This is a genomic window from Actinomadura coerulea, from assembly GCF_014208105.1.
GTDB lineage: Bacteria > Actinomycetota > Actinomycetes > Streptosporangiales > Streptosporangiaceae > Spirillospora > Spirillospora coerulea.
Map to the genome: position 1 here is coordinate 1,806,117 of NZ_JACHMQ010000001.1, position 24,649 is coordinate 1,830,765.

Annotated in this window: 23 protein-coding genes; 10 read left to right on the plus strand and 13 right to left on the minus strand. The window is 75.3% G+C overall.

Annotation, left to right across the window (positions count from 1 at the left end; translation table 11 throughout):
* Positions 1–11: 11 nt before the first annotated feature.
* Positions 12–674 (plus strand): QsdR family transcriptional regulator, encoded by a 663-nt coding sequence (locus BKA00_RS08295; protein ID WP_185024357.1) that lies wholly within the window; start codon positions 12–14, stop codon positions 672–674.
* Between the two features lie 82 nt (positions 675–756).
* Positions 757–2,115: an ABC1 kinase family protein gene (locus BKA00_RS08300; RefSeq protein ID WP_185024358.1), complete on the plus strand. Its 1,359-nt coding sequence runs from the start codon at positions 757–759 to the stop codon at positions 2,113–2,115.
* Between the two features lie 25 nt (positions 2,116–2,140).
* Here the strand turns inward: BKA00_RS08300 and BKA00_RS08305 are convergent, their stop codons facing one another.
* Positions 2,141–2,986 carry a siderophore-interacting protein gene (locus tag BKA00_RS08305; RefSeq protein ID WP_185024359.1) on the minus strand — a complete coding sequence of 282 codons (846 nt, stop codon included), beginning with the start codon at positions 2,984–2,986 and terminating at the stop codon, positions 2,141–2,143.
* 80 nt (positions 2,987–3,066) lie between these two features.
* On the minus strand, positions 3,067–4,221 hold the full coding sequence (locus tag BKA00_RS08310) for a serine hydrolase domain-containing protein (RefSeq protein WP_185024360.1): 1,155 nt from the start codon (positions 4,219–4,221) through the stop codon (positions 3,067–3,069).
* A gap of 220 nt (positions 4,222–4,441) precedes the next feature.
* On the opposite strand from BKA00_RS08310, the gene BKA00_RS08315 reads away from it, so the two are divergent.
* From BKA00_RS08315 to BKA00_RS08335, 5 genes are all read left to right on the plus strand, one after another.
* Positions 4,442–5,215, plus strand: a complete 774-nt coding sequence (locus BKA00_RS08315) for a cyclase family protein (RefSeq protein ID WP_185024361.1) — start codon at positions 4,442–4,444, stop codon at positions 5,213–5,215.
* Positions 5,212–6,891, plus strand: a complete 1,680-nt coding sequence (locus tag BKA00_RS08320; protein WP_185024362.1) for a thiamine pyrophosphate-binding protein — start codon at positions 5,212–5,214, stop codon at positions 6,889–6,891. Before BKA00_RS08315 ends, BKA00_RS08320 begins: the two co-directional genes overlap by 4 nt.
* A gap of 83 nt (positions 6,892–6,974) precedes the next feature.
* Positions 6,975–7,817, plus strand: a complete 843-nt coding sequence (locus BKA00_RS08325) for an MIP/aquaporin family protein (RefSeq protein WP_230299189.1) — start codon at positions 6,975–6,977, stop codon at positions 7,815–7,817.
* A gap of 34 nt (positions 7,818–7,851) precedes the next feature.
* The gene (glpK, locus tag BKA00_RS08330; protein WP_185024363.1) at positions 7,852–9,369 is read left to right on the plus strand and encodes a glycerol kinase GlpK; all 1,518 of its coding nucleotides are present in this window, start codon (positions 7,852–7,854) and stop codon (positions 9,367–9,369) included.
* Between the two features lie 124 nt (positions 9,370–9,493).
* The gene (locus BKA00_RS08335) at positions 9,494–10,357 is read left to right on the plus strand and encodes a S1 family peptidase (RefSeq protein ID WP_185024364.1); all 864 of its coding nucleotides are present in this window, start codon (positions 9,494–9,496) and stop codon (positions 10,355–10,357) included.
* Positions 10,358–10,375: 18 nt separating this feature from the next.
* On the opposite strand, the gene BKA00_RS08340 is transcribed toward BKA00_RS08335, so the two are convergent.
* A complete protein-coding gene (locus BKA00_RS08340) occupies positions 10,376–11,164 on the minus strand; it encodes a SigB/SigF/SigG family RNA polymerase sigma factor (RefSeq protein ID WP_185024365.1) in 789 nt (262 codons plus the stop codon).
* A gap of 220 nt (positions 11,165–11,384) precedes the next feature.
* On the opposite strand from BKA00_RS08340, the gene BKA00_RS08345 reads away from it, so the two are divergent.
* From BKA00_RS08345 to BKA00_RS08355, 3 genes are all read left to right on the plus strand, one after another.
* Complete coding sequence (locus BKA00_RS08345; RefSeq protein WP_185024366.1) at positions 11,385–11,900, plus strand: fluoride efflux transporter FluC; 516 nt, start codon at positions 11,385–11,387, stop codon at positions 11,898–11,900.
* On the plus strand, positions 11,897–12,259 hold the full coding sequence (locus BKA00_RS08350; protein ID WP_185024367.1) for a fluoride efflux transporter FluC: 363 nt from the start codon (positions 11,897–11,899) through the stop codon (positions 12,257–12,259). The genes BKA00_RS08345 and BKA00_RS08350 overlap by 4 nt, the downstream gene beginning before the upstream one ends.
* Before the next feature lie 265 nt (positions 12,260–12,524).
* Positions 12,525–13,445 (plus strand): polysaccharide pyruvyl transferase family protein, encoded by a 921-nt coding sequence (locus BKA00_RS08355; protein WP_185024368.1) that lies wholly within the window; start codon positions 12,525–12,527, stop codon positions 13,443–13,445.
* Positions 13,446–13,460: 15 nt separating this feature from the next.
* Here BKA00_RS08355 and BKA00_RS08360 read toward each other — a convergent pair whose 3' ends face one another.
* From BKA00_RS08360 to BKA00_RS08405, 10 genes are read right to left on the minus strand one after another with little or no spacing between them, the layout of a single operon-like run.
* On the minus strand, positions 13,461–14,417 hold the full coding sequence (locus tag BKA00_RS08360) for an NAD-dependent epimerase/dehydratase family protein (RefSeq protein WP_185024369.1): 957 nt from the start codon (positions 14,415–14,417) through the stop codon (positions 13,461–13,463).
* Positions 14,418–14,427: 10 nt separating this feature from the next.
* Positions 14,428–15,381: a glycosyltransferase family 9 protein gene (locus BKA00_RS08365; protein ID WP_230299108.1), complete on the minus strand. Its 954-nt coding sequence runs from the start codon at positions 15,379–15,381 to the stop codon at positions 14,428–14,430.
* Positions 15,372–16,049 (minus strand): SDR family oxidoreductase, encoded by a 678-nt coding sequence (locus tag BKA00_RS08370; protein WP_185024370.1) that lies wholly within the window; start codon positions 16,047–16,049, stop codon positions 15,372–15,374. Before BKA00_RS08370 ends, BKA00_RS08365 begins: the two co-directional genes overlap by 10 nt.
* Entirely contained in the window at positions 16,046–17,443 is a 1,398-nt protein-coding gene (locus BKA00_RS08375; protein WP_185024371.1) for a PfkB family carbohydrate kinase, read from the minus strand. The genes BKA00_RS08370 and BKA00_RS08375 overlap by 4 nt, the downstream gene beginning before the upstream one ends.
* A 36-nt stretch (positions 17,444–17,479) precedes the next feature.
* Positions 17,480–18,085, minus strand: a complete 606-nt coding sequence (locus BKA00_RS08380) for a D-sedoheptulose-7-phosphate isomerase (RefSeq protein WP_185024372.1) — start codon at positions 18,083–18,085, stop codon at positions 17,480–17,482.
* Complete coding sequence (locus tag BKA00_RS08385; protein WP_185024373.1) at positions 18,085–19,317, minus strand: glycosyltransferase; 1,233 nt, start codon at positions 19,315–19,317, stop codon at positions 18,085–18,087. Before BKA00_RS08385 ends, BKA00_RS08380 begins: the two co-directional genes overlap by 1 nt.
* A complete protein-coding gene (locus BKA00_RS08390) occupies positions 19,314–20,309 on the minus strand; it encodes a glycosyltransferase (protein ID WP_185024374.1) in 996 nt (331 codons plus the stop codon). The genes BKA00_RS08385 and BKA00_RS08390 overlap by 4 nt, the downstream gene beginning before the upstream one ends.
* Positions 20,306–21,334 (minus strand): glycosyltransferase family 9 protein, encoded by a 1,029-nt coding sequence (locus BKA00_RS08395; RefSeq protein WP_185024375.1) that lies wholly within the window; start codon positions 21,332–21,334, stop codon positions 20,306–20,308. Before BKA00_RS08395 ends, BKA00_RS08390 begins: the two co-directional genes overlap by 4 nt.
* Positions 21,331–22,848, minus strand: a complete 1,518-nt coding sequence (locus BKA00_RS08400) for an HAD-IIIA family hydrolase (protein ID WP_185024376.1) — start codon at positions 22,846–22,848, stop codon at positions 21,331–21,333. The genes BKA00_RS08395 and BKA00_RS08400 overlap by 4 nt, the downstream gene beginning before the upstream one ends.
* Positions 22,845–24,485: a carbamoyltransferase family protein gene (locus BKA00_RS08405; RefSeq protein WP_185024377.1), complete on the minus strand. Its 1,641-nt coding sequence runs from the start codon at positions 24,483–24,485 to the stop codon at positions 22,845–22,847. Before BKA00_RS08405 ends, BKA00_RS08400 begins: the two co-directional genes overlap by 4 nt.
* Positions 24,486–24,649 lie beyond the last annotated feature (164 nt).

The following is a 24,649-nucleotide window of genomic DNA, read 5'->3' on the forward strand; positions in this document are numbered from 1 at the left end:
ATGCTGTGCTGATGAGCGGCCCCGTTCCCGCCGACGACGCCGTCCGGCCGCCGTCCGGCGCGGCCCGCTCGTCCCCGCTCCCGCACCCGCGGCACCGCGGGCCCGCCGCCGCCCTGGCCGCCGCGTCCGCCCACTACCTGCGGGGCGAGCCGATCGACATGTCCGCCCTCGCCGCCGAGCTCGGCGTCGGGCGCGCCACCCTCTACCGGTGGGTCGGCAGCCGCGAGCGGCTCCTGGCCGCCCTGCTCGGGGAGATGACCGAGCGCACCTACCGCGTCGCCGCCCGGGGCGTCGGCGGCGCCGGCGCCGAGCGGATCCTCGCCCTCCTGGAACGGTTCATGCGCGCGGTGGTGGACGCCGGGCCGCTGAAGGCGTTCACCGAGCGCGAGCCCCGGCTGTTCATCAGGCTGGCCACCATGCCCGGCACCATCGAGGACCGCGCCACCGAGCTGCTCACCCGCGAGCTCCAGGCGGAGATCGACCGCGGCGCGCTGCGCACCCGGCTGCCCACCCGGACGCTCGCGCAGGCCATCGTCCGGGTCGCCGACTCCTTCATGTACGCCCATTACCTGGGCGGGAACCGGCCGGAGATCGACCAGGCGCTGGAAGTGGTCGAGCTGCTGCTGCGGCCCTGCCCGGGCGGCGGGGAATCACCGGGCGCGGCCGGACGCTGAACCTTACCGGGGCGTGACCGTTTCGCGGCATTGCTCCCCGTGAGAGGCTGAAGTCATTGGACGCATCGTCGAAAGAGGGGCCGTGAGCGACATCCCCCGCCGCGCGGTGACGCGGACCGCCAAGCTGGCGAGCCTCCCGCTCGGGTTCGCCGGGCGCACCGCGCTCGGTCTCGGCAAGAGGTCCGTCGGCCGTCCCGCCGAGGCCGTCGCGCTGGAGGTCCAGCGCCGCACCGCCGAGCAGCTGTTCGCCGTGCTCGGCGAGCTGAAGGGCGGCGCCATGAAGGTCGGCCAGCTGCTGTCGATCTTCGAGGCGGGCCTGCCCGAGGAGGTCGCCGGCCCGTTCCGCGCCAGCCTCACCCGCCTGCAGGAGGCGGCGCCGCCCATGCCCGCCGCGACGACGCACCGCGTCCTCGCCGAGGGCCTCGGCGAGGACTGGCCCGCGATGTTCGCCGAGTTCGACGACCGCCCGGCCGCCGCCGCGTCCATCGGCCAGGTCCACAAGGCCGTCTGGCACGACGGCCGCACGGTCGCGGTCAAGGTCCAGTACCCCGGCGCCGCCCGGGCCCTCATGAGCGACTTCAACCAGATCTCCCGCCTCAGCCGCCTCGTCACGCCGCTGTTCCCCGGCGTGGAGGTCAAGCCGGTCATCGCCGACCTCAAGCGGCGCCTGGAGAAGGAGCTCGACTACGTCGACGAGGCCCGCGCCCAGACCGCCTTCCACGACGCCTACGACGGCGACCCCGACTTCGCCGTCCCCGCCGTCGTCGCCCAGTCGGGCAACGTGCTGGTCACCGAGTGGCTGGAGGGCACCCCGCTCGCCCGGGTCATCGCCGAGGGCGACCAGGAGGCCCGCGACCGCGCCGGGCTGCTGCTGTTCCGCTTCCTGCTGTCCGGCCCGGCCCGCTGCGAGATGATCCACATCGACCCGCACCCGGGCAACTTCCGGATGCTGGACGACGGCCGCCTCGGCGTCATGGACTTCGGCGGCGCCGCCCGCGTCCCCGCCGAGCTCCAGTGGTCGATCGGGCGGCTGCTGCGCATCGGCACCCTCGGCGACCCCGACGACATCGTGGACGCGCTGTTCGAGGAGGGCTTCCTGATCGGGGACGCCGAGGTGGACCCCGACGAGGTGGCCGCGCTCGTCGCCCCGCACGCGGCCCCGTTCGCCGTGGAGCGCTTCCGCTACTCCCGCGAATGGCTGCGCGAGCAGACTTCCCGCGGGCTGGGCCTGGCCTCCGACCTGCGGCCGGGCGCGCTCGCCCGCGCGTTCCGCCTGCCGCCGCAGTACCTCGCCCTCAGCCGAGCCCTGTCCGGCTGCGGCGGCGTCCTGTGCCAGCTGGAGGCCGAGGGCGAGTACCGCGCGGAAGCCGTGCGCTGGCTCCCCGGCTTCTCCGCCGGCACCGACCCCGACCTCGACGACCAGGAGCAGGTCACCGCCTAGGGGCACGGCCCGGGCCGGCCCGCGGTCAGGCCAGGGCCTGCGCCTCCTCCTGCTCCACCTGCTGGTTCCATTCGCGCTTCCCGGACTGCCAGCCGTCCTCGTCGCGGCCGCGCCGCCAGTAGCCGGAGATCGACAGCCGGTCCAGGGGCAGGCCGCGCTCGACGCGCAGGTGGCGGCGGAGCGCCTTGACGAAGTTGGCCTCGCCGTGCACGAAGGCGTGCACCTCGCCGTCGGGGAAGTCGAGTTTCTGGACCGCCTCGACCAGCAGGTCGCCGACCTGGCCGCCGCCCCGGTGCAGCCAGACGACCTCCGCGCCGCCGGGCGTGCGCAGGTCCTGCTCCTCCTCGGGCCCGGCGACCTCGACGAACACGCGGGCGGGGGCGCCGTCCGGCAGGCGTTCCAGCGAGGCGGCGATGGCGGGCAGGGCGCTCTCGTCGCCGGCGAGCAGGTGCCAGCCGGCGTCGGCGCGGGGCGCGTAGCCGCCGCCGGGGCCGTTGAAGTAGATCTCCTCGCCCGGCCGGACCCTCGCCGCCCAGGGGCCGGCGAGGCCCTTGTCGCCGTGGTGGACGAAGTCGATCGTCAGCTCGCCCGCCCCGGCGTCCCACGCGCGGACGGTGTAGGTGCGGGTGCTCGGCCACTGCTCGCGCGGCAGCTCCGCGCGCACCCGCTCCATGTCGAACGGCTCGGGGTAGGCGACGCCCGGCTGCGGGAACAGCAGCTTCACATAGTGGTCGGTGAACTCGCCCGCGCCGAAGTCCGAGAGCCCGTCACCGCCGAGGACCACGCGGATCATGTGCGGTGTGAGGCGCTCGGTGCGCAGCACCGTCCCCCGGTGGAGCCCGCGTCCCTTGCGTGCCGGTTCCGTCGCCATAGGGTCCCCTTCGATGATCCGGATCACAGTGCTTAGGGAACCCTAACCTCTGCCGGATCCGGAATGTTCCCCGGTGGCGGTCAGCGGACCGGGGCCGGGCGGGCCGTGCGGGTCCGCGCCGCGCGGGTCCGCGCGACCTCGGCGGCGATCGCCTCGAAGGCGGCGTCGGTCTCGTCCTCGGCGAGGACGGTCGCCAGCGTCGACTTCACGATGACGACGCCGTACCGGGGCGAGACCCAGATGAGCTGGCCGGCGAGGCCGTTGGCCGAGAAGTCGCCGTTCTCGCCCAGCCACCACTGCAGGCCGTACCCCCGGTTGAACGCGGCGGACGGCCGCGTCGACTCGGTCACCCACGAGGCGGGGACCACTTGACGCCCGTTGGCCCTGCCCCCGTTCAGGTAGAGGAGGCCGAACCGGGCGAAGTCGCGGTCGGTCGCGTAGTAGCAGCAGTACCCCATGCTGTTGCCGTTGGAGTCGTTGCCGAGGTACGCCTTGGAGGCCATCCCGGCCGGTTCCCAGATCTTCTTCTGGACGTAGGCGTGGTACGGGACCCCGGTCGCCTTGGCCACGACCCAGGAGAGGACGAACGAGTTCATGCTCGTGTACTCGAACCTCGTCCCCGGCTCCCATCCGCGCTTGCGCTGCTTGGCCAGTTCGGTCAGCGGATACCCGAGGCTCGCGGCGACGTGCGCGAACGGCACGTCGTAGGTCTCCGTCCACTGGATGCCCGAGGACATCCGCAGCAGGTCCCGCAGCGAGACGCCGTCGTATCCCGACCCCTTCAGCTCCGGGACGTACCGGGTGACCGGGTCGTCGATCGAGTCGATGAGGCCCTCGCCGAGCGCGATGCCGACCGCCGCCGAGGTGAACGACTTCGCCATCGACCACGACTGGAACAGGGTGTCGCGATCGGTGGTGACGTACCGCTCGAAGACGACGTCGCTGCGGTCCAGGACGACGAACCCCTGCGTCCCGGTCCGGGCGAGGTAGTCGTCGAGGCTGTGCTTCTGGCCTTCGTAGGTGTAGGTGACGGCGAGCGGCCGGTACGCCTCGCGCAGGGCGACGGGGTCGGACGAGGGGAGCAGGGGGTCGAAGCCGCGCGCGGCCTCGGTGACGCGGACGGGCGGGGCGGACGGGGGAGAGGGCGCCGGTGGAGCGGCGTTCGCCGGGGGAGCGGCGAGGGCGGCGGTGACGGCGGCTGCGGCGAGTGCGAGCGTCCAGGGCCTGCGGCGCATCGGACCTCCGTGGGGGGCGGGATCGGCCGGGGGTTCTCACCGATGGTGATCGCACGGCGGCGCCGCGTCCATGGTCCGGGGAGACGAAATCCGGCGGCGGACGTGGCACCCCCGCACAAAGGCGCGCGGCTCCCGTCCGGTCGGCCGTGCGGCCGGGGCCGGCTGCGGTACGTTCGTCGGACCCGCGTCCCGCCCAGCCGCCCGCGCCGCCGGAGGAACGATGTCCGTGCTCGCCCAGCTGCTCGCCGCCGTCGCCGACGGCTCCGTGGAGATCGTCGACCTGACCGCGCCGCTGTCGGAGCGGACCCCGATCCTGCGGTTGCCGGAGCCGTTCGCCAACACCGTCCCGTTCCGGCTGAGAGAGATCAGCCGCTACGACGACCGCGGCCCCGCCTGGTACTGGAACGACATCGAGACCGGCGAGCACGTCGGCACCCACTTCGACGCGCCGGTGCACTGGGCCACCGGCCGCGGCGGCGAGGACGTCTCGCAGATCCCGCCCGCCCGCCTCGTCGCCCCCGCCGTGGTGCTGGACGCCTCCGGGCGCGCGGCCGCCGACCCCGACTTCCTGCTGGAGATCGACCACGTCCGCGACTGGGAGCGGGCGCACGGGCCGCTCCCGGACGGCGGCTGGCTCCTGTACCGCACGGGCTGGGACGCCCGCGCCGCCGACCAGGACGCCTTCCTCAACGCCGACGAGAACGGCCCGCACACCCCGGGGATCTCCGCCGAGTGCGCCCGGTGGCTGGCCGAGGAGACGCCGCTGCTCGGCCTCGGCGTGGAGACCGTCGGCACCGACGCGGGCGCCGCCCACGGCTTCGACCCGCCCTTCCCGTGCCACTCCTACTTCCTCGGCGCCGGCAAGTACGGGCTCACCCAGTTGCGCAACCTCGACCGGCTCCCGGCCCGCGGCGCCGTGCTGCTCGCCTCGCCGCTGCCGATCGTCGGCGGCTCGGGCAGCCCCGCCCGCGTGCTCGCGCTGATCGAACGATGATCGTCGCCGAGGCCGTGGGGGAGGCCCTCGCGCGGTTCGGCGCCGGCACCGTCTTCGGAGTCGTCGGCAGCGGCAACTTCCACGTCACGAACGCGCTCGCGGCGAGCGGCGCCCGGTTCGTCGCCGCGCGCCACGAGGGCGGCGCCGTGACGATGGCCGACGCGTACGCGCGGGTGAGCCGCGGCCTCGGCGTCGCGACCGTCCACCAGGGGCCCGGTCTCACCAACGCGGTCACGGGCATGGCGGAGGCCGCCAAGAGCCGCACGCCGCTGCTGGTGGTCGCGGGCGAGGTGGCCGCCGCCGCGGTCCGCTCCAACTTCCGCGTCGACCAGGCGGCGATCGCCGCGGCGGTCGGCGCCGTCCCCGAGCGGGTCCACTCCCCGCGGACCGCCCTGGCCGACGTGGCGCGCGCGTGCCGGACGGCGGTCGCCGAGCGCCGCACGGTGCTGCTCGGACTGCCGCTGGACGTCCAGGCCGCCGAGCTGCCGGACCAGTCCGCGCGGGCCTTCGCGCGGGCCCGGCCGGGGCGGGTGCCGGCGCTGCCGGTACCGCCGCCCGACGCGATCGCCGGCCTCGCCGACGCGCTCCAGGCGGCGCGGAGGCCGGTGTTCGTGGCGGGGCGCGGCGCGCGCCTGTCGGGCGCCCGCGACGCCCTGGCCGAACTCGCCGGGCGCTGCGGGGCGCTGCCCGCGACGTCGGCGGTGGCGCGCGGCCTGTTCGCCGGCGACCCGTTCGCCCTGGACGTCAGCGGAGGCTTCGCCACCCCCGCCGCGGCGGAGCTGATCCGCGGCGCCGACCTGGTCGTCGCCTGGGGCTGCTCGCTGAACATGTGGACGACGCGGCACGGCGCCCTCATCGGCGGGGACACCGCGGTCGTGCAGGTCGACGTGGACGCGCACGCGCTCGGCGCGCACCGCCCCGTCGACCTCGGCCTGATCGGCGACGTCGCCGAGACCGCGCGCGCAGCCTCGGCGGAGCTCGGCGCCCGCGGGCACCGGGCCGCGGGCTACCGCACGCCCGAGGTGGCGGAGCGGCTCGCCCGCGAGGGCCGCTGGCAGGACGTCCCCTACGACGAGCATCCCGGCGAGGACGACGGGGGCGGCCCCCGCATCGATCCGCGCACGCTGACGATCGCCCTGGACGGGATGCTGCCCCGCGAGCGCACGGTCGCCGTCGACTCCGGCAACTTCATGGGCTACCCGGCGATGTTCCTGGACGTCCCCGACGAGGACGGCCTGGTGTTCACGCAGGCCTTCCAGTCGGTGGGGCTGGGGCTCGCGACCGCCATCGGCGCGGCCGTGGCGCGCCCGGACCGGCTCACCGTCGCGGCGCTCGGCGACGGCGGCGCGCTGATGTCGGTCGCGGAGCTGGAGACCGCCGTCCGGCTCGGGCTCGGCCTGCTCGTGCTCGTCTACGACGACGAGGCCTACGGGGCGGAGGTGCACCACTTCGGTCCGGGCGGGCACTCCCTCGACACCGTCGTGTTCCCGCCCGCGGACCTGGCCGCGATCGGGCGCGGGTTCGGCTGCGCGGCGGCGACCGTCCGCGCGCCGGGCGACCTGGCGGCGGTGGCCGCCTGGCTGGCGGGGCCCCGCGACCGGCCGATGGTCGTGGACGCCAAGGTCACCCGCAGCCGCCCGTCGTGGTGGCTGGACGAGGCTTTCCGCGGTCATTAACTCACTCTGTGTAGTCTCCCCCTCCTTGGGAACGATCACGATCACGGCCGCTGTGGCCTGCTTCCCACGCCCGAGGAGGAGACATGACACGAGGGCCGAGGCTGCCCGAACTCGCCAGGCAGATGGCGGCGGAGTTCGCCGGCACGCTGATCCTGATCCTGTTCGGCGTCGGGGTCGTCGCCCAGGTCGTGGCGGCGAGCGGGCTCGGCGATCCGCAGAGCCTCGGCGACCACAACAGCATCGCCTGGGCCTGGGGCTTCGGCGTCACGCTCGGCGTGTACGTTGCGGCCCGGACCAGCGGGGGGCACCTCAACCCCGCCGTGACCCTCGCGCTGGCGGTGTTCAAGGGGTTCCCCTGGCGCAGGGTCCTGCCGTTCTGGTTCGCGCAGACGCTCGGCGCCTTCGTGGCCGCGCTGATCGTCCGGTGGGACTACACCGAGATCCTCGCCAAGTTCGACCCCGGCCACACCCTGAAGACCCAGTTCGTGTTCTCCACCCTGCCGGGCAACGGCTCACTGCCGATCGGCACCTGGGGCGCGTTCCGCGACCAGGTGATCGGCACCGCCATCCTGCTGTTCCTCGTCCTGGCCCTCACCGACCTGCGCAACGCGCCGCCGCTGGCCAACCTGGCACCGCTGATCATCGGCCTCGTGGTGGTGGCGATCGGGATGGCGTTCGGCTCCGCCGCCGGCTACGCGATCAACCCGGCCCGCGACTTCGGGCCGCGGCTCGCCCAGTACATCACCGGTTACGACACCGCCTGGCGGGACCAGTACGGCGACCTGTACTTCTGGGTGCCGATCGCCGCGCCGCTGATCGGCGGCGTGCTCGGCGCCGGCCTGTACCTGCTGCTCGTCGGGCACCACCTTCCAGAAGAGGAGGGCGGCCTGCCCACGGGGCCGGAGCCGGAATACGACGTCACCTGACGGGCCCGTTCCCGCGGGCGGAAAGGAAGAGTCCATGGCCGACTTCGTCGGGGCCCTCGACCAGGGCACGACCAGCACCCGATTCATGATCTTCGACCACGGCGGCAACGAGATCGCCCGCCACCAGCTCGAGCACGAGCAGCTCCTGCCCCAGGCCGGATGGGTAGAGCACAACCCGACCGAGATCTGGGAGCGCACCCGCTCGGCCATCGAGAGCACGCTGAACAAGGCGAACCTGTCGCACGGCGATCTGGCCGCGTTCGGGATCACCAACCAGCGCGAGACGACCGTGGTGTGGAACCGGCGCACCGGCCGCCCCTACTACAACGCGATCGTCTGGCAGGACACCCGCACCGACCGCATCGCGTCCGCGCTCGAACGCGACGGCCGGGGCGAGACGATCCGGCACCGCGCCGGGCTGCCGCCCGCGACGTACTTCTCCGGCGGGAAGATCCAGTGGATCCTGGAGAACGTCGACGGCGTCCGCGAGGCCGCCGAGAAAGGCGACGCGGTCTTCGGCAACATCGACACCTGGGTGCTGTGGAACCTCACCGGCGGGACGGACGGCGGCGTGCACGTCACCGACCCCACCAACGCCAGCCGCACCATGCTGATGGACCTGGAGACCCTCTCCTGGGACGACCAGCTCCTGTCGTTCTTCGGGATCCCGCGCTCGATGCTGCCGGAGATCAAGCCGTCCTCGGCGCCCGACGCCTACGGCACGTCCCGCGCCAACGGCCCGCTCGGCGGTGAGGTACTGCTCACCGGCATCCTCGGCGACCAGCAGGCGGCGACGGTCGGGCAGGTGTGCTTCTCTCCCGGCGAGGCCAAGAACACCTACGGCACCGGCAACTTCCTCCTGCTCAACACGGGAGAGGAACTCGTCCGGTCCAAGGCGGGGATGCTCACCACCGTCTGCTACAAGTTCGGCGACGCCGCGCCCGTCTACGCGCTGGAGGGGTCGATCGCGGTGACGGGGTCGGCGGTGCAGTGGCTGCGCGACCAGCTCGGCATCATCTCCGGCGCCGCGCAGAGCGAGGCGCTGGCCCGGCAGGTCGACGACAACGGCGGCGTCTACTTCGTCCCGGCCTTCTCCGGCCTGTTCGCCCCCTACTGGAGATCGGACGCCCGCGGCGCCATCGTCGGCCTGTCGCGCTACAACACCAACGCCCACCTGGCCCGCGCCACCCTCGAATCCATCTGCTACCAGTCCCGCGACGTCGTCGAAGCCATGCGCGAGGACTCCGGAGTCTCCCTGGACGTCCTCAAGGTCGACGGCGGCGTCACCGCCAACGAACTGTGCATGCAACTGCAGGCCGACATCCTCGGCGTCCCGGTCTCGCGCCCCGTCGTCGCCGAGACCACCGCCCTGGGCGCCGCCTACGCCGCCGGCCTGGCCGTCGGATTCTGGAACAACACCGACGAACTCCGCCAGAACTGGAACGAGGACAAACGCTGGCAGCCCACCTGGAACGACGACCAACGCCACCAGGGCTACGCAGGCTGGAAGAAGGCCGTCGAGCGCACGTACGGCTGGGTGGAGGTCGACTGAGAAGGGTGCCTCGCGGGGAAGGGCGGCGGTGCTTCTCAGCGGGAATCACGTGATCTAGATTCGCCGAGACAGCGCCGTCCCGGCCGGGGCGGTCTCCGCCGCCGGCCCGCCCGAGAGGATCCGCATGCCCAGCCGCATCGCCGCAGCCGCCCTCACCGCCGCCGGGACGATCGCCCTGGCGGGCGCCGGGGCGCTCGCCGCCGGTCCCGCGCAGGCCGCGCCCGCCGGGCCGCAGGCGCCGCGCGCCCAGCGGGCGGCGGTCGACTTCACCGGGATCGTCGCGCTGAGCAACTGCTCCGGCTCCCTCGTGCGCGGGCCGCGGTCGCGGGACGCCGACGCCGCGCTGGTGCTGACCAACGGCCACTGCCTGGAGTCCGGTATGCCGGACGCCGGCGAGGTGGTCGTCGACCGGAGGTCGTCCCGGACGTTCACGCTCCTCGACCGCACGGGCGGCCGCACCCTCGGCACCCTCCGGGCCACCAGGGTCGAGTACGCCACGATGACCGACACCGACGTGACCGTGTACCGGCTCGACACCACCTACGCGGCGATCCAGAAGCGCTACGGGATCCCCGCGCTGCGCCTGTCGACGGCCAGGCCGCACGACGGGACGCCGATCCGGGTCGTGTCCGGCTACTGGCGGACGATCTACGGCTGCGCCACGGACGCGACCGTCTACCGGCTGCGCGAGGCGGACTGGACGTGGAAGGACTCCATCCGCTACAAGCCGGAATGCCAGACCGTCCACGGGACGTCCGGGTCGCCGGTGATCGACGCCCGGACGCGCCAGGTCGTCGGCGTCAACAACACCGGCAACGACGACGGCGAACGCTGCACGCTCAACAATCCGTGCGAGGTCGACCGCGCCGGGAACGTCACCGTCCGGCAGGGCGTCCACTACGGGCAGCAGACGTACCTGCTCGCCCGCTGCCTGGGCCGGGGCAACGACGTCGTGCTGGGCGGGACGTGCGCGCTGCCCAGGCCCTGACGAGCCGCGGGCGGGAGGTCACCGCTCCGCCAGCAGGCCGGTGCGGAGCCGGTCGAGGGTGGCGCGGATCAGGCGGGAGACGTGCATCTGGGACAGGCCGATCTGCTCGGCGATCTGCGTCTGCGTCTTGTTGCCGAAGAACCGCAGCAGCAGGATCGTGCGCTCGCGTTCGGGCAGGTCGTCGATCAGGGGCCGGAGGGCGTGGCCGTCGATGAAGGCCTCCAGCGCCGGGTCCTCGGAGCCGAGGTACTCGCCGACGGTGCCGGCCTCCCCGTCCGGCGACCCGTCGGCCGGCGCCTCAAGCGACAGCGGGCGGTAGGCGTCGCAGGCGATGATGACCTCGACCGTCTCGTCCTCGGTGACGCCCATGAGCGCCGCGGTCTCCGCGGTCGTGGGGGAGCGGCCGTGCTCGCGGGTGAACTCCTGGACGGTGCGGTGCAGGACCGGCCGCAGCTCCTGGATGCGGCGCGACACGCGGATGCCCCACGTCTTGTCGCGGAAGTGCCGCTTCACCTCACCGGTGACCACCGGGTAGGCGTAGGTGACGAACCGGTCCCCGACCGCGGGATCGAACCGGTTGATGGCCTTGACCAGGCCCAGGTAGGCGACCTGCTGCAGATCGTCCTGCGGTTCGCCGCGGTTGGCGTAGCGGCGCGCGACACCGCGGACGAGGGGCTTGTGCAGGTCGACGATGCGCTCGCGCAGCCGTTCCCGCCGCGGGTCGGTCACCTGGAGCCGGTTCATTTCCTTGAGAAGCGTCTCGGTCTGTCCGTCGTCGAACCGGCCGGTGGACTCCGCCCACGGCATACGCGCTCCCTTCCAGCGGGGCTGGTGAGAGTAGGAGGAACGTTCGGTCACGTCCCACTACCCAGGGAAGTCCCGGTCACACGGTGCCGGTAGGCTCGAAACGACCCGGAGACGGGGAACGGCGGTGGGGCCCGCCGTGCCTGGACGGCGAACCGCGGCTCGTTCCGCCAACGGTCCCTACCGGTGAGTGCGTCGTGGCTACTGGTAGGAGTGTGCACCCGTGACCGGCCGTCCTGTCGATCCCGATGTCGACCTGCATGTTCCGAGGCAGCGGTCCGAGCTGCGTGAGGCGCCCTGGGGTGTCCTGGCGGCGATCGCGGCCGGCGGGGCCCTGGGGGCGCTGGCCCGGTACGGGCTCGGCAGCGCGTTCCCCCACCGGGCGGGGGAGTTCCCCTGGTCCGTCTTCTGGGTGAACGTCTCGGGGTGCCTCCTGATCGGGGTGCTGATGGTCCTCATCACCGAGACGTGGAGGGCGCACCGGCTCGTGCGCCCGTTCCTCGGGGTGGGGGTGCTCGGCGGGTTCACCACGTTCTCGACCTATGTCGTCGACGTCCAGCAGATGGTGGACCACGGAGCGCCGCTCGTCGGGCTGGCCTACCTCGGCGGGACGCTCGCGGCCGCGCTCGCGGCCGTCTACGCGGGCGTCCGGGCGACCCGGCTGCTGGCCCGGCCGCGCCGCCGCGAGGCGGCCGCGCGGATCCGGTGCGCCGAGCGGAGCGAGGCGGGCGGCGAGTGACCATCGTGCTGATCGTGCTCGGCGCCGCGCTCGGCGCCCCGCTGCGCTACCTCACCGACCGCGCCGTCCAGGCCCGTCACGACTCGGTGTTCCCGTGGGGGACGTTCACCGTCAATATCGCGGGGTCGTTCACGCTGGGCCTCCTGGCGGCGCTGCCCGCGGACGGAGGCGTGATGGCCTTCGCCGGGACGGGCTTCTGCGGTGCCCTGAGCACGTACTCCACGTTCGGCTACGAGACCCTGCGCCTCGCCGAGGAGCGGATGCGCTTCTACGCCGTGGTCAACGCGGGGGCCGGCATCGTCGCGGGGCTCGGGGCCGCCTACTGCGGGATGGCGATCGCGCAGGCCGCCACCGGGTGAGGAACCTGGCGCGGCCCATGCTCGCAGTTCGAGGCACTTGGCTCCGAGCTCGCGAGTGGGCCGCGAGGGGACTCTGCCCAAGAGGGCAACTCGGTAAACCGGTCGGTGTCTGGACTGTCACCGCGGGGAGACGGCCTTCTTCCGCCGGCGTGCGATCGGGTCCCGACATGGGACGGACGGTGGCGGGTAGCAGGGTCGCAGGACGCCCCTTCGACGTCCTGGGGGAGCACCCGGCGAGGGCCGAGGCGGGGAAGGCGGCTGGTGGATGCGCGTGCTGGTGACCGGATGGCCGAGCTTCCTGCACGGTGAGGCGACCGCCGGCGACGTCCTGGCGATGGAGGCCGTGCGGGCGGCGCTGACCGGGGCCGGGGTCGAGTGCCACCTGGCGTGGAGCCCGGTCTTCCGGCCGGGCGGCCTGGACCTCGACCGGGCGGAACCCGCGTCCTACACCCACCTGGTGTTCGCCTGCGGGCCGCTCCACGGCCGGCAGGTCGAGGACCTCCACCGCAGGTACGCGGGCTGCGCGCGTGTCGCCGTCGGCGTGTCGGTCATCGATCCGGCCGACCCCGCGGTCACCGGGTTCGACGCCGTCCTCGCGCGGGACGCGCCGGCCGCGGCGCCGCGGCGGGACCTCGCGGCGCTGCCAGCGGCGCCCTCGGTGCCCGTGGCCGGGGTCGTGCTCGCGCCCGGCCAGGCCGAGTACGGCGACCGGCGGCGCCACGACCGCGTCGAGCGGGAACTGGGCGACTGGCTCGCCGCCCGCGAGTGCGCCCGGCTGCCGCTGGACACGCGGCTCGATCCGCGCGACTGGCGCCTGTTCACGACGGCGGCCGAGCTGGAGTCGGTGCTGCGCAGGCTCGACGTGGTGGTGACGACGCGGCTGCACGGCCTCGTCCTGGCGCTGAAGAACGGGATCCCCGCGCTGGCCGTGGACCCGGTCGGCGGCGGCGCGAAGGTGACCGCGCAGGCGCGGGCCTGGTCGTGGCCCGCCGTGGTGACCCCGCTCGAGGCGCCGCCCGGCGAGCGGGTCCTGGACACGGCGGAACTCGACCGCTGGTGGACGTGGTGCCTGTCGCCCGAGGGCGCCGGGCGGGCCCCGGCGCACCCGGCGGACGCCGCGCTGATCGGCGAGCTGATGGACGTCCTCGGCGTCCGGCGGCGGCCCGGCGCCCCGGCAGGCCCCTGACGTGCGCGCCGCCGGTCACGCGGGCCGTGCGACCACCAGTTCCCTGGCGAACCATTCGAGCGTGGTGCGCAGCCCCTCCTCGATGGAGATCCGCGGGCGCCAGCCGAGCGCGTCCTCGGCCAGCGCGGTGTCGGGGCGCCGGACGCGCGGGTCGTCCTCCGGGCGGTCGATGAAGCGCACGCGGGACGACGACCCCGTCAGGTCGATGATCAGGCGCGCGAGGTCGGCCATCGATATCTCGTAGGGGCTGCCGATGTTGACCGGCCCGGGATGGTCGGAGAAGGCCAGCGCGACGATGCCCCGGACGGTGTCGTCCACGTGGCAGATCGACCGCGTCTGCGAGCCGTCGCCGGTGACCGTCAGGTCCTCCCCGGTCAGCGCCTGCCGCAGGAACGTCGGGATCGCGCGGCCGTCGTCCGGCCGCATCCGGGGCCCGTAGCTGTTGAAGATCCGCACGATGGCGGCGTCGAGGCCGCGCGAGTGCCGGAACGCCGAGGTCAGCGCCTCCCCGAACCGCTTCGCCTCGTCGTACACGCTGCGCGGCCCGACCGGGTTGACGTTGCCCCAGTACGACTCGGGTTGCGGGTGCACGAGCGGGTCGCCGTACACCTCGGAGGTGGAGGCGAGGACGAAGCGGGCGCCCTTCGCCTCGGCGAGGTCCAGCGCGTTGCGGGTGCCCTGGCTGCCGACCTCCAGGGTCTGGATGGGGTACCTCAGGTAGTCGGCGGGGGAGGCCGCCGACGCCAGGTGGAAGACGTAGCCGACATCGCCGGGGACGGTCACCGGCTCGGTGAGGTCGCGCTTGAGGAAGCGGAAGTCGCGCCGCTCGGTGAGATGGGCGATGTTGCGGGAGGTCCCGGTCAGCAGGTTGTCCAGGCACACCACCGAGACGCCCTCGGCGAGCAGCGCCTCGCACAGGTGCGAGCCGAGGAAGCCGGAGCCTCCGGTGACGACGGCGCGTGGATGTCTCATCTTGTCCCCCTCATGGGTTCGGGTCGGCCAGTGCCTTCCCGGCGGCCTCGACGGCCTGGTCCGCTGTGATCTCCAGCAGCCCGGGACAGGTCTCGGGTCCGTGCGGGTCGCCGCGGCGGCCCGCCCACAGGACGCGGTGCTCGGCGCGGTCGGGAGGTCCCCACCGGCCGGGCGGCGTCGGGCCGAACAGCAGCACCGACGGTGTGCGGTAGGCGGTCGCGAGGTGCGCGACCCCGGTGTCGCCGCAGACGACCAGCCGGGCGCCCGCGACCAGCGCGGCCAGCTCCGGCAGCGGGGTGAGGCCGGACAGGTCGGCGGCCCGGTCGAGCCCGGCGAGCTCCACGACGCGCCGCGCGAGGCGCGCCTCCCCGGGGCCGCCGGTGACGACCACGCGCTCCCCGCCGTCGCGCAGCGCCGCCGCGACGGCCGCGAACCGCTCGGGAGGCCAGCGGCGCGCCGGGAACGCCGCCCCCGGGTGGACGACGACGGCGCCGGGCGCGGGCGACGCCGCGGCCGGGACCGGCAGGTCGAGGTCTCCGGGGTCGGCGTCGAACCCGTAGGCCGCGACCAGCCGGCACCAGCGGGTCACCTCGTGCTCGCCGGGGTCCCAGGCGGGGCCGTCGGCGTGCCCCGCGCCGGGGCAGGCGAACGCCAGCAGCCGGCCCGGCGCCAGGGTGGCGAGGAGCCGGTGGCTCTCCGGGCCTCGCCCGTGCAGGTTGACGGCGGCGTCCACGGGGCCGGCGCGCGGCAGCGGGGCCTCCAGGCCGTCCGCCGGCAGCACGCCGTCGACCGCGCCGGTCGCGCGGGCGAGCGGCGCGAGCACCGGCGGCGCGGCGAGCGTGATCCGCGCCCCGGGCATCCCGCGCCGCAGCGCCCGCAGCGCCGGTACGGCGGTCAGCAGGTCGCCGAGGCCGAGCGCCCGCAGCACCAGCGCGCCGCGCGCCGGCGCGGCGGTCACGGCCACGACGGCTCTTGGGAGGGGCACACGACCAGCTCGCGCACCTCGCAGCCGGGCGGCTGGTTCAGCGCGAACGCGATGGTCGCGGCCACGTTCTCGGGACGGTTCAGCTTGGCGTCCGCCCCGGGCTTGTACCGGTCGGGGCGGTCGTCGAAGAACGCGGTGTCCATCCCGCCAGGAACGATCATGGTGACGGCGACCTTCCCGGCCGTCTCGACGGCGAGCGCCCGGGTGAAGCCGACGACGCCGAACTTGGACGCGCAGTACGCGGTCGCGTCGCTCAGCGCGCGGAACCCCAGGGTGGACGCGACCGTGACGACCCGCCCGTGCGGCTCGTTCTCCAGGTACGGGAGCGCGGCGCGGACGACGGCGGCGGTGCCGAGCAGGTTCACCTGCACGACCCGCTCCCAGTCCTCGGCGGGGACCTCGCACAGCGTCCCGCAGGCGTCGATGCCGGCGGCGGTGACGACGGCGTCGAGCCCGCCGGCGGCGCGCGCCAGGCAGTGCACCGCGCGCTCGGCGCACCGGCGGTCGGCCAGGTCGGCCTGCATGTGCTCGAAGTCCTCCTTCGGAGGGTGCCGGTCGAGGACGAGGGGCCGCCCGCCGTCGTCGGCGACCTTCCGCGCGACGGCCGCGCCGAGTCCGGAGGCGCCGCCGGTGATGAGGACCTTCATGAGGCGTTTCCCTTCGTGGTCGACAGCAGGCGCGTGGTGGAGCGCCCTTCCAGGAGGGGCAGCAGGACCACCTCGCCGTTGTGGGCCCGGATCGTCTCGGCCTCGGGCAGGGCCGCCCCGGCGTAGTCGGCGCCCTTGACCCACACGTCGGGGCGCAGCCGCTCCAGGAGCGGCGCCGGGGTGTCGTCGTCGAACACCAGCGCGGCGTCGACGTCGCTGAGCGCCTCCAGCACCCGGACGCGGTCCGCGGCGGGCGTCACCGGGCGGGACGGCCCCTTGCGGCGCCGGACCGACGCGTCGGAGTTGACGCAGACGATCAGGCAGTCGCCGAGCCTGCGGGCCTGCTGCAGCAGGCTGACGTGGCCCGCGTGCAGCAGGTCGAAGCAGCCGCCGGTGGCCACCACCGTGCCGCCCGCCCGCCGCGTCCGCTCGACGACGTCCCAGGCGTCCTCGCCGCGCTCGGGGACGAGCCGGGCGGTGCCGGACTCGGCGAGCTGCGCCGCGACGGCCGCGGCGGCGCCCGCGCGGACGAACTCCGACGCCCGGTCGACGCCCTCGGTGACGGCCGCGGGCAGGTCCGCGCCGTCGGCGAGCGCGCCGACGACCCCGGCGGCGAAGCTGTCGCCCGCGCCGCACGAGTCGCCGCGGGCGGGCCGGGCGGGCGCGAGGAACGGCGCCTCGGACCCGTCGCACAGCAGCGCGCCCTCGGCGCCGAGCGTGATCGCGACGCCGTCGATGCCCCAGGAGCGGCCGAGGTGGCGGCCGCGCCGCCCGGCGGCAGACAGCCCGAACCCGGTGATGTCGGCGCCGTCGGCCGCGGCCAGCCGGGCGGCCTCCTCCTCGTTCGGGGTGAGCAGCCGCACGCCCGGCACCGGCGGTTCGCCGCGCGGGTGCGGGTCCCACACGACGGGGACGCTCGGGGGCAGCCCGCCGAGCAGGGACCGCACGGCGCGGTGCCGGGAGACGCCCCGGCCGTAGTCGGAGACCAGCACGGCGCCCGCCCCGGCGATCGCCTCGGCGACGCGGGGGCCGACGGGCCCGTCGAGGGCCTGCCCGTCCCCGGCGTCCAGGCGCGCCACCGACTGGCCGCCGGACCGGATGCGCAGCTTGCAGGGCGTCCCGCCGTGCAGGTGGAGCGCCGCGACCTCCATGTGCCGCTCCAGCATCGCGCGCAGGCGCCGGCCCGGGTCGTCGTCGGCGAGCGCGGTGACGAGCACCACCTCGCGGCCGCCCGCCGCGGCGAGCAGGGCCGCGAGGCCCGCCCCGCCGGGGCGGGGCCGCTCCTCAGCGTGCTCGACGACGGGGACGGGGGCGTCCGGGCAGAGCCGGCTGCTGCTGCCGACGACGTCGATGTCGAGCAGGACGTCGCCCACCACGACGAGTGGCGCCGTCATGGTCCCTCCCTTCCGCGAGTCGCGTGGAGCCTCCGCTCAGGCATGGCGCACCCCCAGGGCGTCGTCGACCGCGCCGCACAGCAGGTGGATCGCGGCGAGGTGGATCTCCTGGACGGTCGAGGTCGAGGCGGCCCGCACGGTGAGCGCGTCGTCGCACGCCTCGGCCAGCGGGTTCGGGCCCGGCCCGGTGACCGCCCAGGCCGTGAGCCCGAGCCCGCGTGCCCGGCGGGCCGCCGCGATCACGTTGGGGCTGCGCCCGCTGGTCGACAGGCACACCAGGACGTCCCCGGGACGGCCGTGGGCCTGCACCTGCCGCTCGAACACGGTGGTCGCGCCGTAGTCGTTCCCGATCGCCGTGACCGACGAGGTGTCGCCGTGCAGCGGAATCGCCGACAGCGGCCGGCGCTCGTCCTCGAACCGGCCGACGAGCTCGGCCGTCAGATGCTGCGCCTCCGCGGCGCTGCCGCCGTTGCCGCAGGCCAGCAGCCGGCCGCCGGCGCGCAGGACGCCGGCCAGGCGCAGGCCCCACGCCTGCACGATGGGGACCTGCTCGCGGAACAGCAGCGCCGCCTCCGCGAGCGCCTCCAGCCGCTGGTCGTGGACGGTGGCGGTGCGGGTACGGATACCGGGCTGCGCGGTCATCAGGCCGCCACCTCGCTCAGCACGGCGGCCTCCCGGTAGACGCGGGCGGTGTCGGCGGCGACCCGCGCCCACGAGTAGTGTTCGCGCGCCCGCCCCCCGCCCGCGCGCCCCATCGCGTCGCGCCCGGCCGGATCGTCCAGCACCCGCCGGATCGCCCTGGCGGCCCTCTCCGGGTCGCGCGGCGGGACGACCACGCCGGTGACGCCGTCCACGACGGTGTCCAGGTGCCCTCCGACGGCGGTCGCCACCACCGGGACCCCGCAGGCCATGGCCTCCAGGGGCACCATGCCGAACGGCTCGTACCAGGGCAGGGAGACGATGAGGCTCGCCGAGCGCAGCAGCGGCGGGACCTCGTCGCGGCCGAGCCGGCCGAGGAACTCCACCCGCCCGGCCACGCCCGCGTCCGCCGCCGCGCGCCGCAGCCTGCGCACCTCGGGATCGCCGTCGAGGCCCTCGCGGGGCGGCCCGCCCGCGACCAGCAGCTCGGCGTCCGGCAGGTGCGCCAGCGCGCGGATGGCGGTGTCGACGCCCTTGCGCTCGACGAGCCGCGAGAGCACCACGAGCCGGTGCCGTCCCCGCCCGGCGCGGGCAGGCCCCGCGGGGGAGAACAGGTCCAGGTCGACCCCGCACGGCACCACGCGGACGCGGTCGCGGGGGACGCCCATCGCGGCGAGCTCGGCGGTCTCGTCCGAGCAGGTGGCGACGACGGCGTCGGCGGCGCGCCCGAGCGCGCGCTCCAGCCGGATGCGGGAGGCGGGGCTGGTGTCGCCGTCGCCCTGGTGGCGCCGCTTGACGGTGCCGAGCGCGTGGTAGGTCTGCACCACCGGGACGCGCCGGGCCCCCGCCGCCTGCGCGGCCTGGACGGCCGCGAGGCCGCTCATCCAGAAGTGGGCGTGCGCGACGTCGGGCGGGTCCTCGGCCCAGCGCCGCTCCAGGTACCTCCCGAAGTCGTGCATCCACGGCAGCAGGCCGTCCTTGGCGATGTGCTCGGCCGGGCCCGCCGGGACGTGCTCCACGGTCACGCCGGGCGCGAACCCCACCCGCTCGGGCAGGCCGGCCGCGTCGCGGCGCGTGTACACGGTGACGAGGTGCCCCTGCCCGCCGAGTTCGGCGGCCAGTTCCGCGACGAACACGTTCTGCCCGCCGCCGTCCGCTCCGCCCAGCCCCTTCCCGGCGGGGCCGCGCCCGGCGGCGAGGGGGCTGGCGTGCTCGGAGATCATGGCTATCTTCATCGCGTTACCTCCTGGAGAGTTCGCCGCCAGTCGCGCAGGAACCGCGCGAGCCCGTACCGGTCGACGGCGTGGGCCCGCGCCTCCTTCCCCATCTGGCGGGCACGCGGCGGGTCGGCGGCCAGGGTCCGCGCGGCGTCGGCCAGGGTGGCGACCCGCGTGGACAGGACCCCGGCCTCCGGCGGCACCGCCTCGACCGCCTCGGTGGTGGCGAGCGCCACCACCGGCAGGCCGAGCATCATGGCCTCGATCAGCGCGAGGCCGAGCGAGGTCCACCGGTAGGGGTGGACGTAGACGCGGCGGCGGGCGAGCTCGTCGTGCATCCTCGCCTGCGGCAGGTCCTCGAACGTCCACAGCGCCTCGTGCGCGATGCCGAGCTCGCGCGGGGCGCCGGAGACGTTCATCCCGAACAGGTCCAGGGGGACGGCGGCCGCCAGCTCGGCCAGCAGGTCCGCGCCGGCGACGCGCCCGCGGCGCAGCGGGTCGTTGATGACGACGCCGGCGCGCGGCAGTTCGGCGGTGTACCGGTAGCCGGGGTCGACGACGCCGTGCTCGATGACCGTGGTCGGGGCGCGGCCGCAGTTCCAGAACAGCTGGTTGAAGTGGGTGACGTGCACGACGGGGATGTCGGAGCGGTCGTGCAGGAAGTGGCGGCTGTCGGGGACGACCTCCTCCGGCATGCCCACGTCGGACGGGGTCCGGCGGGGCGTGTCGTGCTCGACGTAGACGGCCGGGAGGTCGCGTCCGGGGCGGCGCCCGAGCCATTCCTCGGCGAGGCGCAGTTCGTGGGGCCGCTGCAGGACGACGGCGTCGACGTCCTCGTCGCGGAGCCGCTCCGGCGGCACCTCGACCGCGCGGTCGGGCCAGTGGAAGGTGTCGGGGCGGCCCCTGCCGTCCGGGCCCCGGTCGGGGGTGACGGGGACGAGCGTGGTCTGCGGGCCGTGGACGAACGACGTCGCCCACGATCCGTGCACGTGCCACATCAGCACTCTCATCGGGCGTGCACCTCCTCGTCCGCCGCCGCGACCTCGTCCGTCGCCACGATCTCCACCGCGGCGGCGACCTCGTCCGGGCCGACCGACGCCAGGCAGGGGTGGCCGTCCACGGGGCAGTCGCGGGCGCGGGTGTCCTTGCACGGGGCCCCCTGGTCGCCGAGCAGCGCCAGCGGCACCCCGAAGGGCGCCCACCGGGCGGCCGGGACGGTGGGCGCGAACAGCGACACGACCGGCGTCCCGACGGCCGCCGCCAGATGCGCGGGCCCGGTGTTGCCGGCGACGGCGGCGCAGGCGCCGCGCAGCACCGACGCCAGCTCGGGCAGGCTGGTGCGGCCGCCGAGGTCGAGGCCGTCCTCCCCGGCGACCAGCGCCGTCAGGTCCTTCTCGTCCTTGTGGCCGGTCACGACCACCCGGCGCCCGGCCGCGACGAGCAGCCGCACCGCCTCGGCGCAGTGCCCGGGGGGCCAGGCGCGCGCCGGCACCGACGTCCCCGGGTGCACCACGACGTAGCCCGGTCCGCCGGTGAGGTGGTCGACGTCGGGCAGCGGGCCGCGGACCCGCAGCCGGGTGTCGGCGGGGGCGGGGAAACCGGCGTCCTCCACCAGGGCGAGCATGCGCAGCGGCTCGGGCACGTCGGTGTCGGGGCGGTGCCGCAGGTCCAGCAGCGACCCCGGGTAGTCCTCGCTGATGCCGCCGATCCAGGGCGTCCCGGCCAGCCGCAGCAGCAGCGCGAGCGGCAGCGGCGACTGGTGGAACGAGGTCAGGATCAGCGCCCGGTCGAACCCCTCGAGCATGCCGGTGAGGCGGTCGATCTCGGCCTGTTCGACGGGGACGTGGTCGGGGTCGATCCAGGGGGCGCGCCACTCGATGACCCGGTCGACGCCGGGCAGCATGTCGGCCGCGGCGCGCCCGCGCGGCCCGCACAGCAGCACGAGCTCGTCGGCGCGCTCGGCGACCGCCCGCACGGCGGGGCCGGCGAGCAGGACGTCGCCGATGTTGTCCTGTCGTGCGACGAGCACTCTCATCGGCGCCGCCTTCCGCCGAGGACCAGGTCGACGGCGGCGTCCAGCGTCGGGGCCGTCTCCGGCGCCCGCGCGATCTCCGTGCGGAGGGTCCGGCCGGTCGGGACGAGGATGCCGCGCGCACCGGCCGCCGCTGCGGCCTCGATGTCGCCGCCGATGTCGCCGATGACGGCGCACTCGGACGGCGGCACCCCGAGCCGCTCGGCCGCGCGCTCGACCAGCCCCGGGCGCGGCTTGCGGCACCCGCAGCCGTCGCCGTCGTCGTGCGGGCAGAACTCCCACACGTCGATGGGGCCGAGCAGCTCCTCGGCGCGGGCGTTGACGCGGCGCACGTCCCCGGCGGTGATGCGGCCCTTGGCGACCCCTGACTGGTTGGACACGACGCCGATGCGGACGCCGTGCCGCCGCAGCCGGTCCAGGGCGCGGCGGGCGCCCGGCATCGGCTCGACCCGCGCCGGGTCCCCGTTGTAGGGGACGTCCCTGATCAGGGTGTCGTCGCGGTCGAACAGCACGGCCCGCGTCCCGCCCCAGGCCCGCGCCCGCCGGTGGACGACCAGGCCCCGCACACGGTGCCAGACCGCCGCGGGCGGGATGGCGACGCTGGTGACCAGCATCTTCGTCACCTCGTCCGGCGTCCGTGGGCCCGGCCGTATCCGCTCGTGGGCGAATCTCGCGGTGAGCGCCGCCCAGGTTCCCGCGGCGGTGAGCGCGACGGCCGCGCCGCGGCGGCCGCGCGCCGCCGCGGGAAGGGCGGCGAGGGCGAGCAGGCCCACCGCGGTGGTGAGGACGTGGCGGCGGAGAAGGCCGCGGCCCTCACCGGCGCGGCGGCGCCAGGACGGGCCGTGCACGCGCCACATGAGGACGTCGTCGGCGTTCCCGGCCTGCGCCCGCACCGACGCCCAGAACCCGGCCCGGCGGACCGGATGCGTCAGCCGCCGCTCCCCGAGGACGAGGCCGTGGCCGGCGTCCATGGCGCGCAGCGCCAGGTCGGCGTCCTCGCGGTAGGCGCGGCGGAAGCGCTCGTCGAAGCCGCCGAGTCCGGCCAGCACGCCGCGGCGGTAGGCCATGTCCGCGGTGATCCAGTCGGCGTCCGCGAGCCCGGCGGTGCCCCGCTCCCAGTCGGTCGGGGCCCGGCCGTCCGGCGGCGGGACGCTGACGCGGCCCTGGGAGCCGCCGGCCTCCGGCGGCAGGGCGGCGAGGTCGGCCGCCAGCCGGGAGGGCCACTTGGCCTCGGGGACGACGTCGTCGTCCAGGAAGGCGACCCACTCGGTCGTCGCGGCGCGCCAGCCCGCGTTGCGCGCGGCGGCGGGTCCGCGGCCGCCGGAGCGGATCACCCGGATGCGCTGCCCGGCGGGCGGCGGCAGCGGCAGCGGCGCGCCGGGCGCCGGGCGGTCGTCCACGACGATGATCTCGTGCGGCGCGGGGCCCGCGCCGTCCCGCAGCGCGGTCAGCAGCGCGTGCAGGGTGACGCGCAGGCTCGGCCTGCCGATCGTGGGAATGACGACGGTGCAGCTCATCGGGCGTGCACCTCCCGGCGGCGCACCACGAACGGGCCGATGGCGAGCAGGTCGACCGGCGCCGAGCCGAAGCACTCCAGCGCGTCGCGCGGGTCGTCCACCATGGGGCGCCCGGCGGTGTTCAGGCTGGTGTTCACCAGGACCGGCAGGCCGGTGCGGCGGCGGAACTCCTCCAGCAGGCCCGCCACGAGCGGCTCGTCGGCGGCGTCGACCGTCTGCACGCGGGCGGTGCCGTCCACGTGCACGACGGCGGGGATCCGCTCGCGCCACTCGGGTCTGACCCGGTGCACGAACAGCATGTAGGGGCTCGGCAGCGGGCCCTCGAAGATGTCGGCCGCGTGGTCGAGCGCCACCATCGGGGCGATGGGCCGGAACTGCTCGCGGCCCTTGACGTCGTTGAGCCGCTCGATGTTGGCGGCATGCCCGGGATGGGCGAGCAGAGAGCGGTGCCCGAGCGCGCGCGGCCCGAATTCCGAGCGCCCCTGGAACCACGCCACGATCTCGTTGCGGGCCAGAGCCGCGGCGACGGCGGCCGCCAGGTCGTCCGGACGCTCGTAGGGGATCCTCGCGGTGTCGAGCCGGGCGGCGATCTCCCCCTCGTCCCATCGGCGGCCGAGGCCGGCGCCCGGCATGGCGGCCAGCGGGTCGCCGCCCGAGCGCGCGACGTGCAGGGCGGCGCCGAGCGCCGTCCCGGCGTCGCCCGCCGCCGGCTGGACCCAGACCTCGTCGTAGGGTCCGGCCTCGGCCAGCCGGGAGTTGGCGACGCAGTTGAGGGCCACGCCGCCGGCGAGCATCAGGCGGCGGGCGCCGGTCCGGCCGTGCAGCCAGGCCGCGAGGTCGAGGAGCACCTCCTCCAGGCGGGTCTGGACGCTGGCGGCGAGGTCGGCGTGGTCGCGGGTCCACTCGCCGCCGGGCCGGCGGGCCTTCGCCAGGGAGCCCCAGTCGACCGGGGCGGCCTCGAAGCCGCCGTCCCCGGTCGCGCGGACGTGCTCGCGCAGCTCGTCCAGGAAGCGCGGCTCGCCGTAGGACGCCAGCGCCATGACCTTGTACTCGTCGCTGGAGCGCAGGAACCCGAGGTGCTCGGTGAGGTCCTCGTACATGAGGCCGAGCGAGTGGGGGAGGCGCTGGGCGTGCAGCGGTGTCAGCTCGCCGCCCTCGTACGTCCCGGCCAGGTGCGAGTGCGACTCGCCGCGGCCGTCCAGGACCAGCACGTCGCCCTCGCCGGGCCCGGGCGCGGCGAGCGCGGCGGACGCGGCGTGCGCCACGTGGTGCGGCACGTACCGGACGATCCCGGGGTCGAGCCCCGGCAGCGCGGTCGCCAGGAAGTTCGGGGCGCGCCGCGCGTAGAGCGTGCGCAGGCGCTCCCACTGGGCGTCGTGCCCGTCGAGGCCCGGCTCGGCGAGCTCGGGATCGTAGGAGTAGGCGACGGCGTCGAGGTCGCCGGGCTCCAGCCCGGCCTCCTCCAGGCACCAGCGGGCGGCCTGCTCCGGCACCTCCCAGGCGGAGAAGGGCACCGGCCGCTTCCCGTGCTTGCGCCGGCTGAAGCGCTCCTCCTCGGCCGCGGCGACGACGGTGCCGTCCGACACCAGCGCGGCGGCCGGATCGTGGAAGATCGCGTTGATTCCGAGCACGCGCATAGATACCCCGTTTCGGCGCAGCATGGGCGGGAGGGGGCCGGTGGCCTTCGTCGTAGGCACCGCGCTTCGGTCGGATCTGCCGGAGCGAATCCCCTATAGGTAATTCGGGACATTGCCGAGAACTGTGTGGCTAAACGCTGATGTCGGAAGAGTCGCTAGTAATA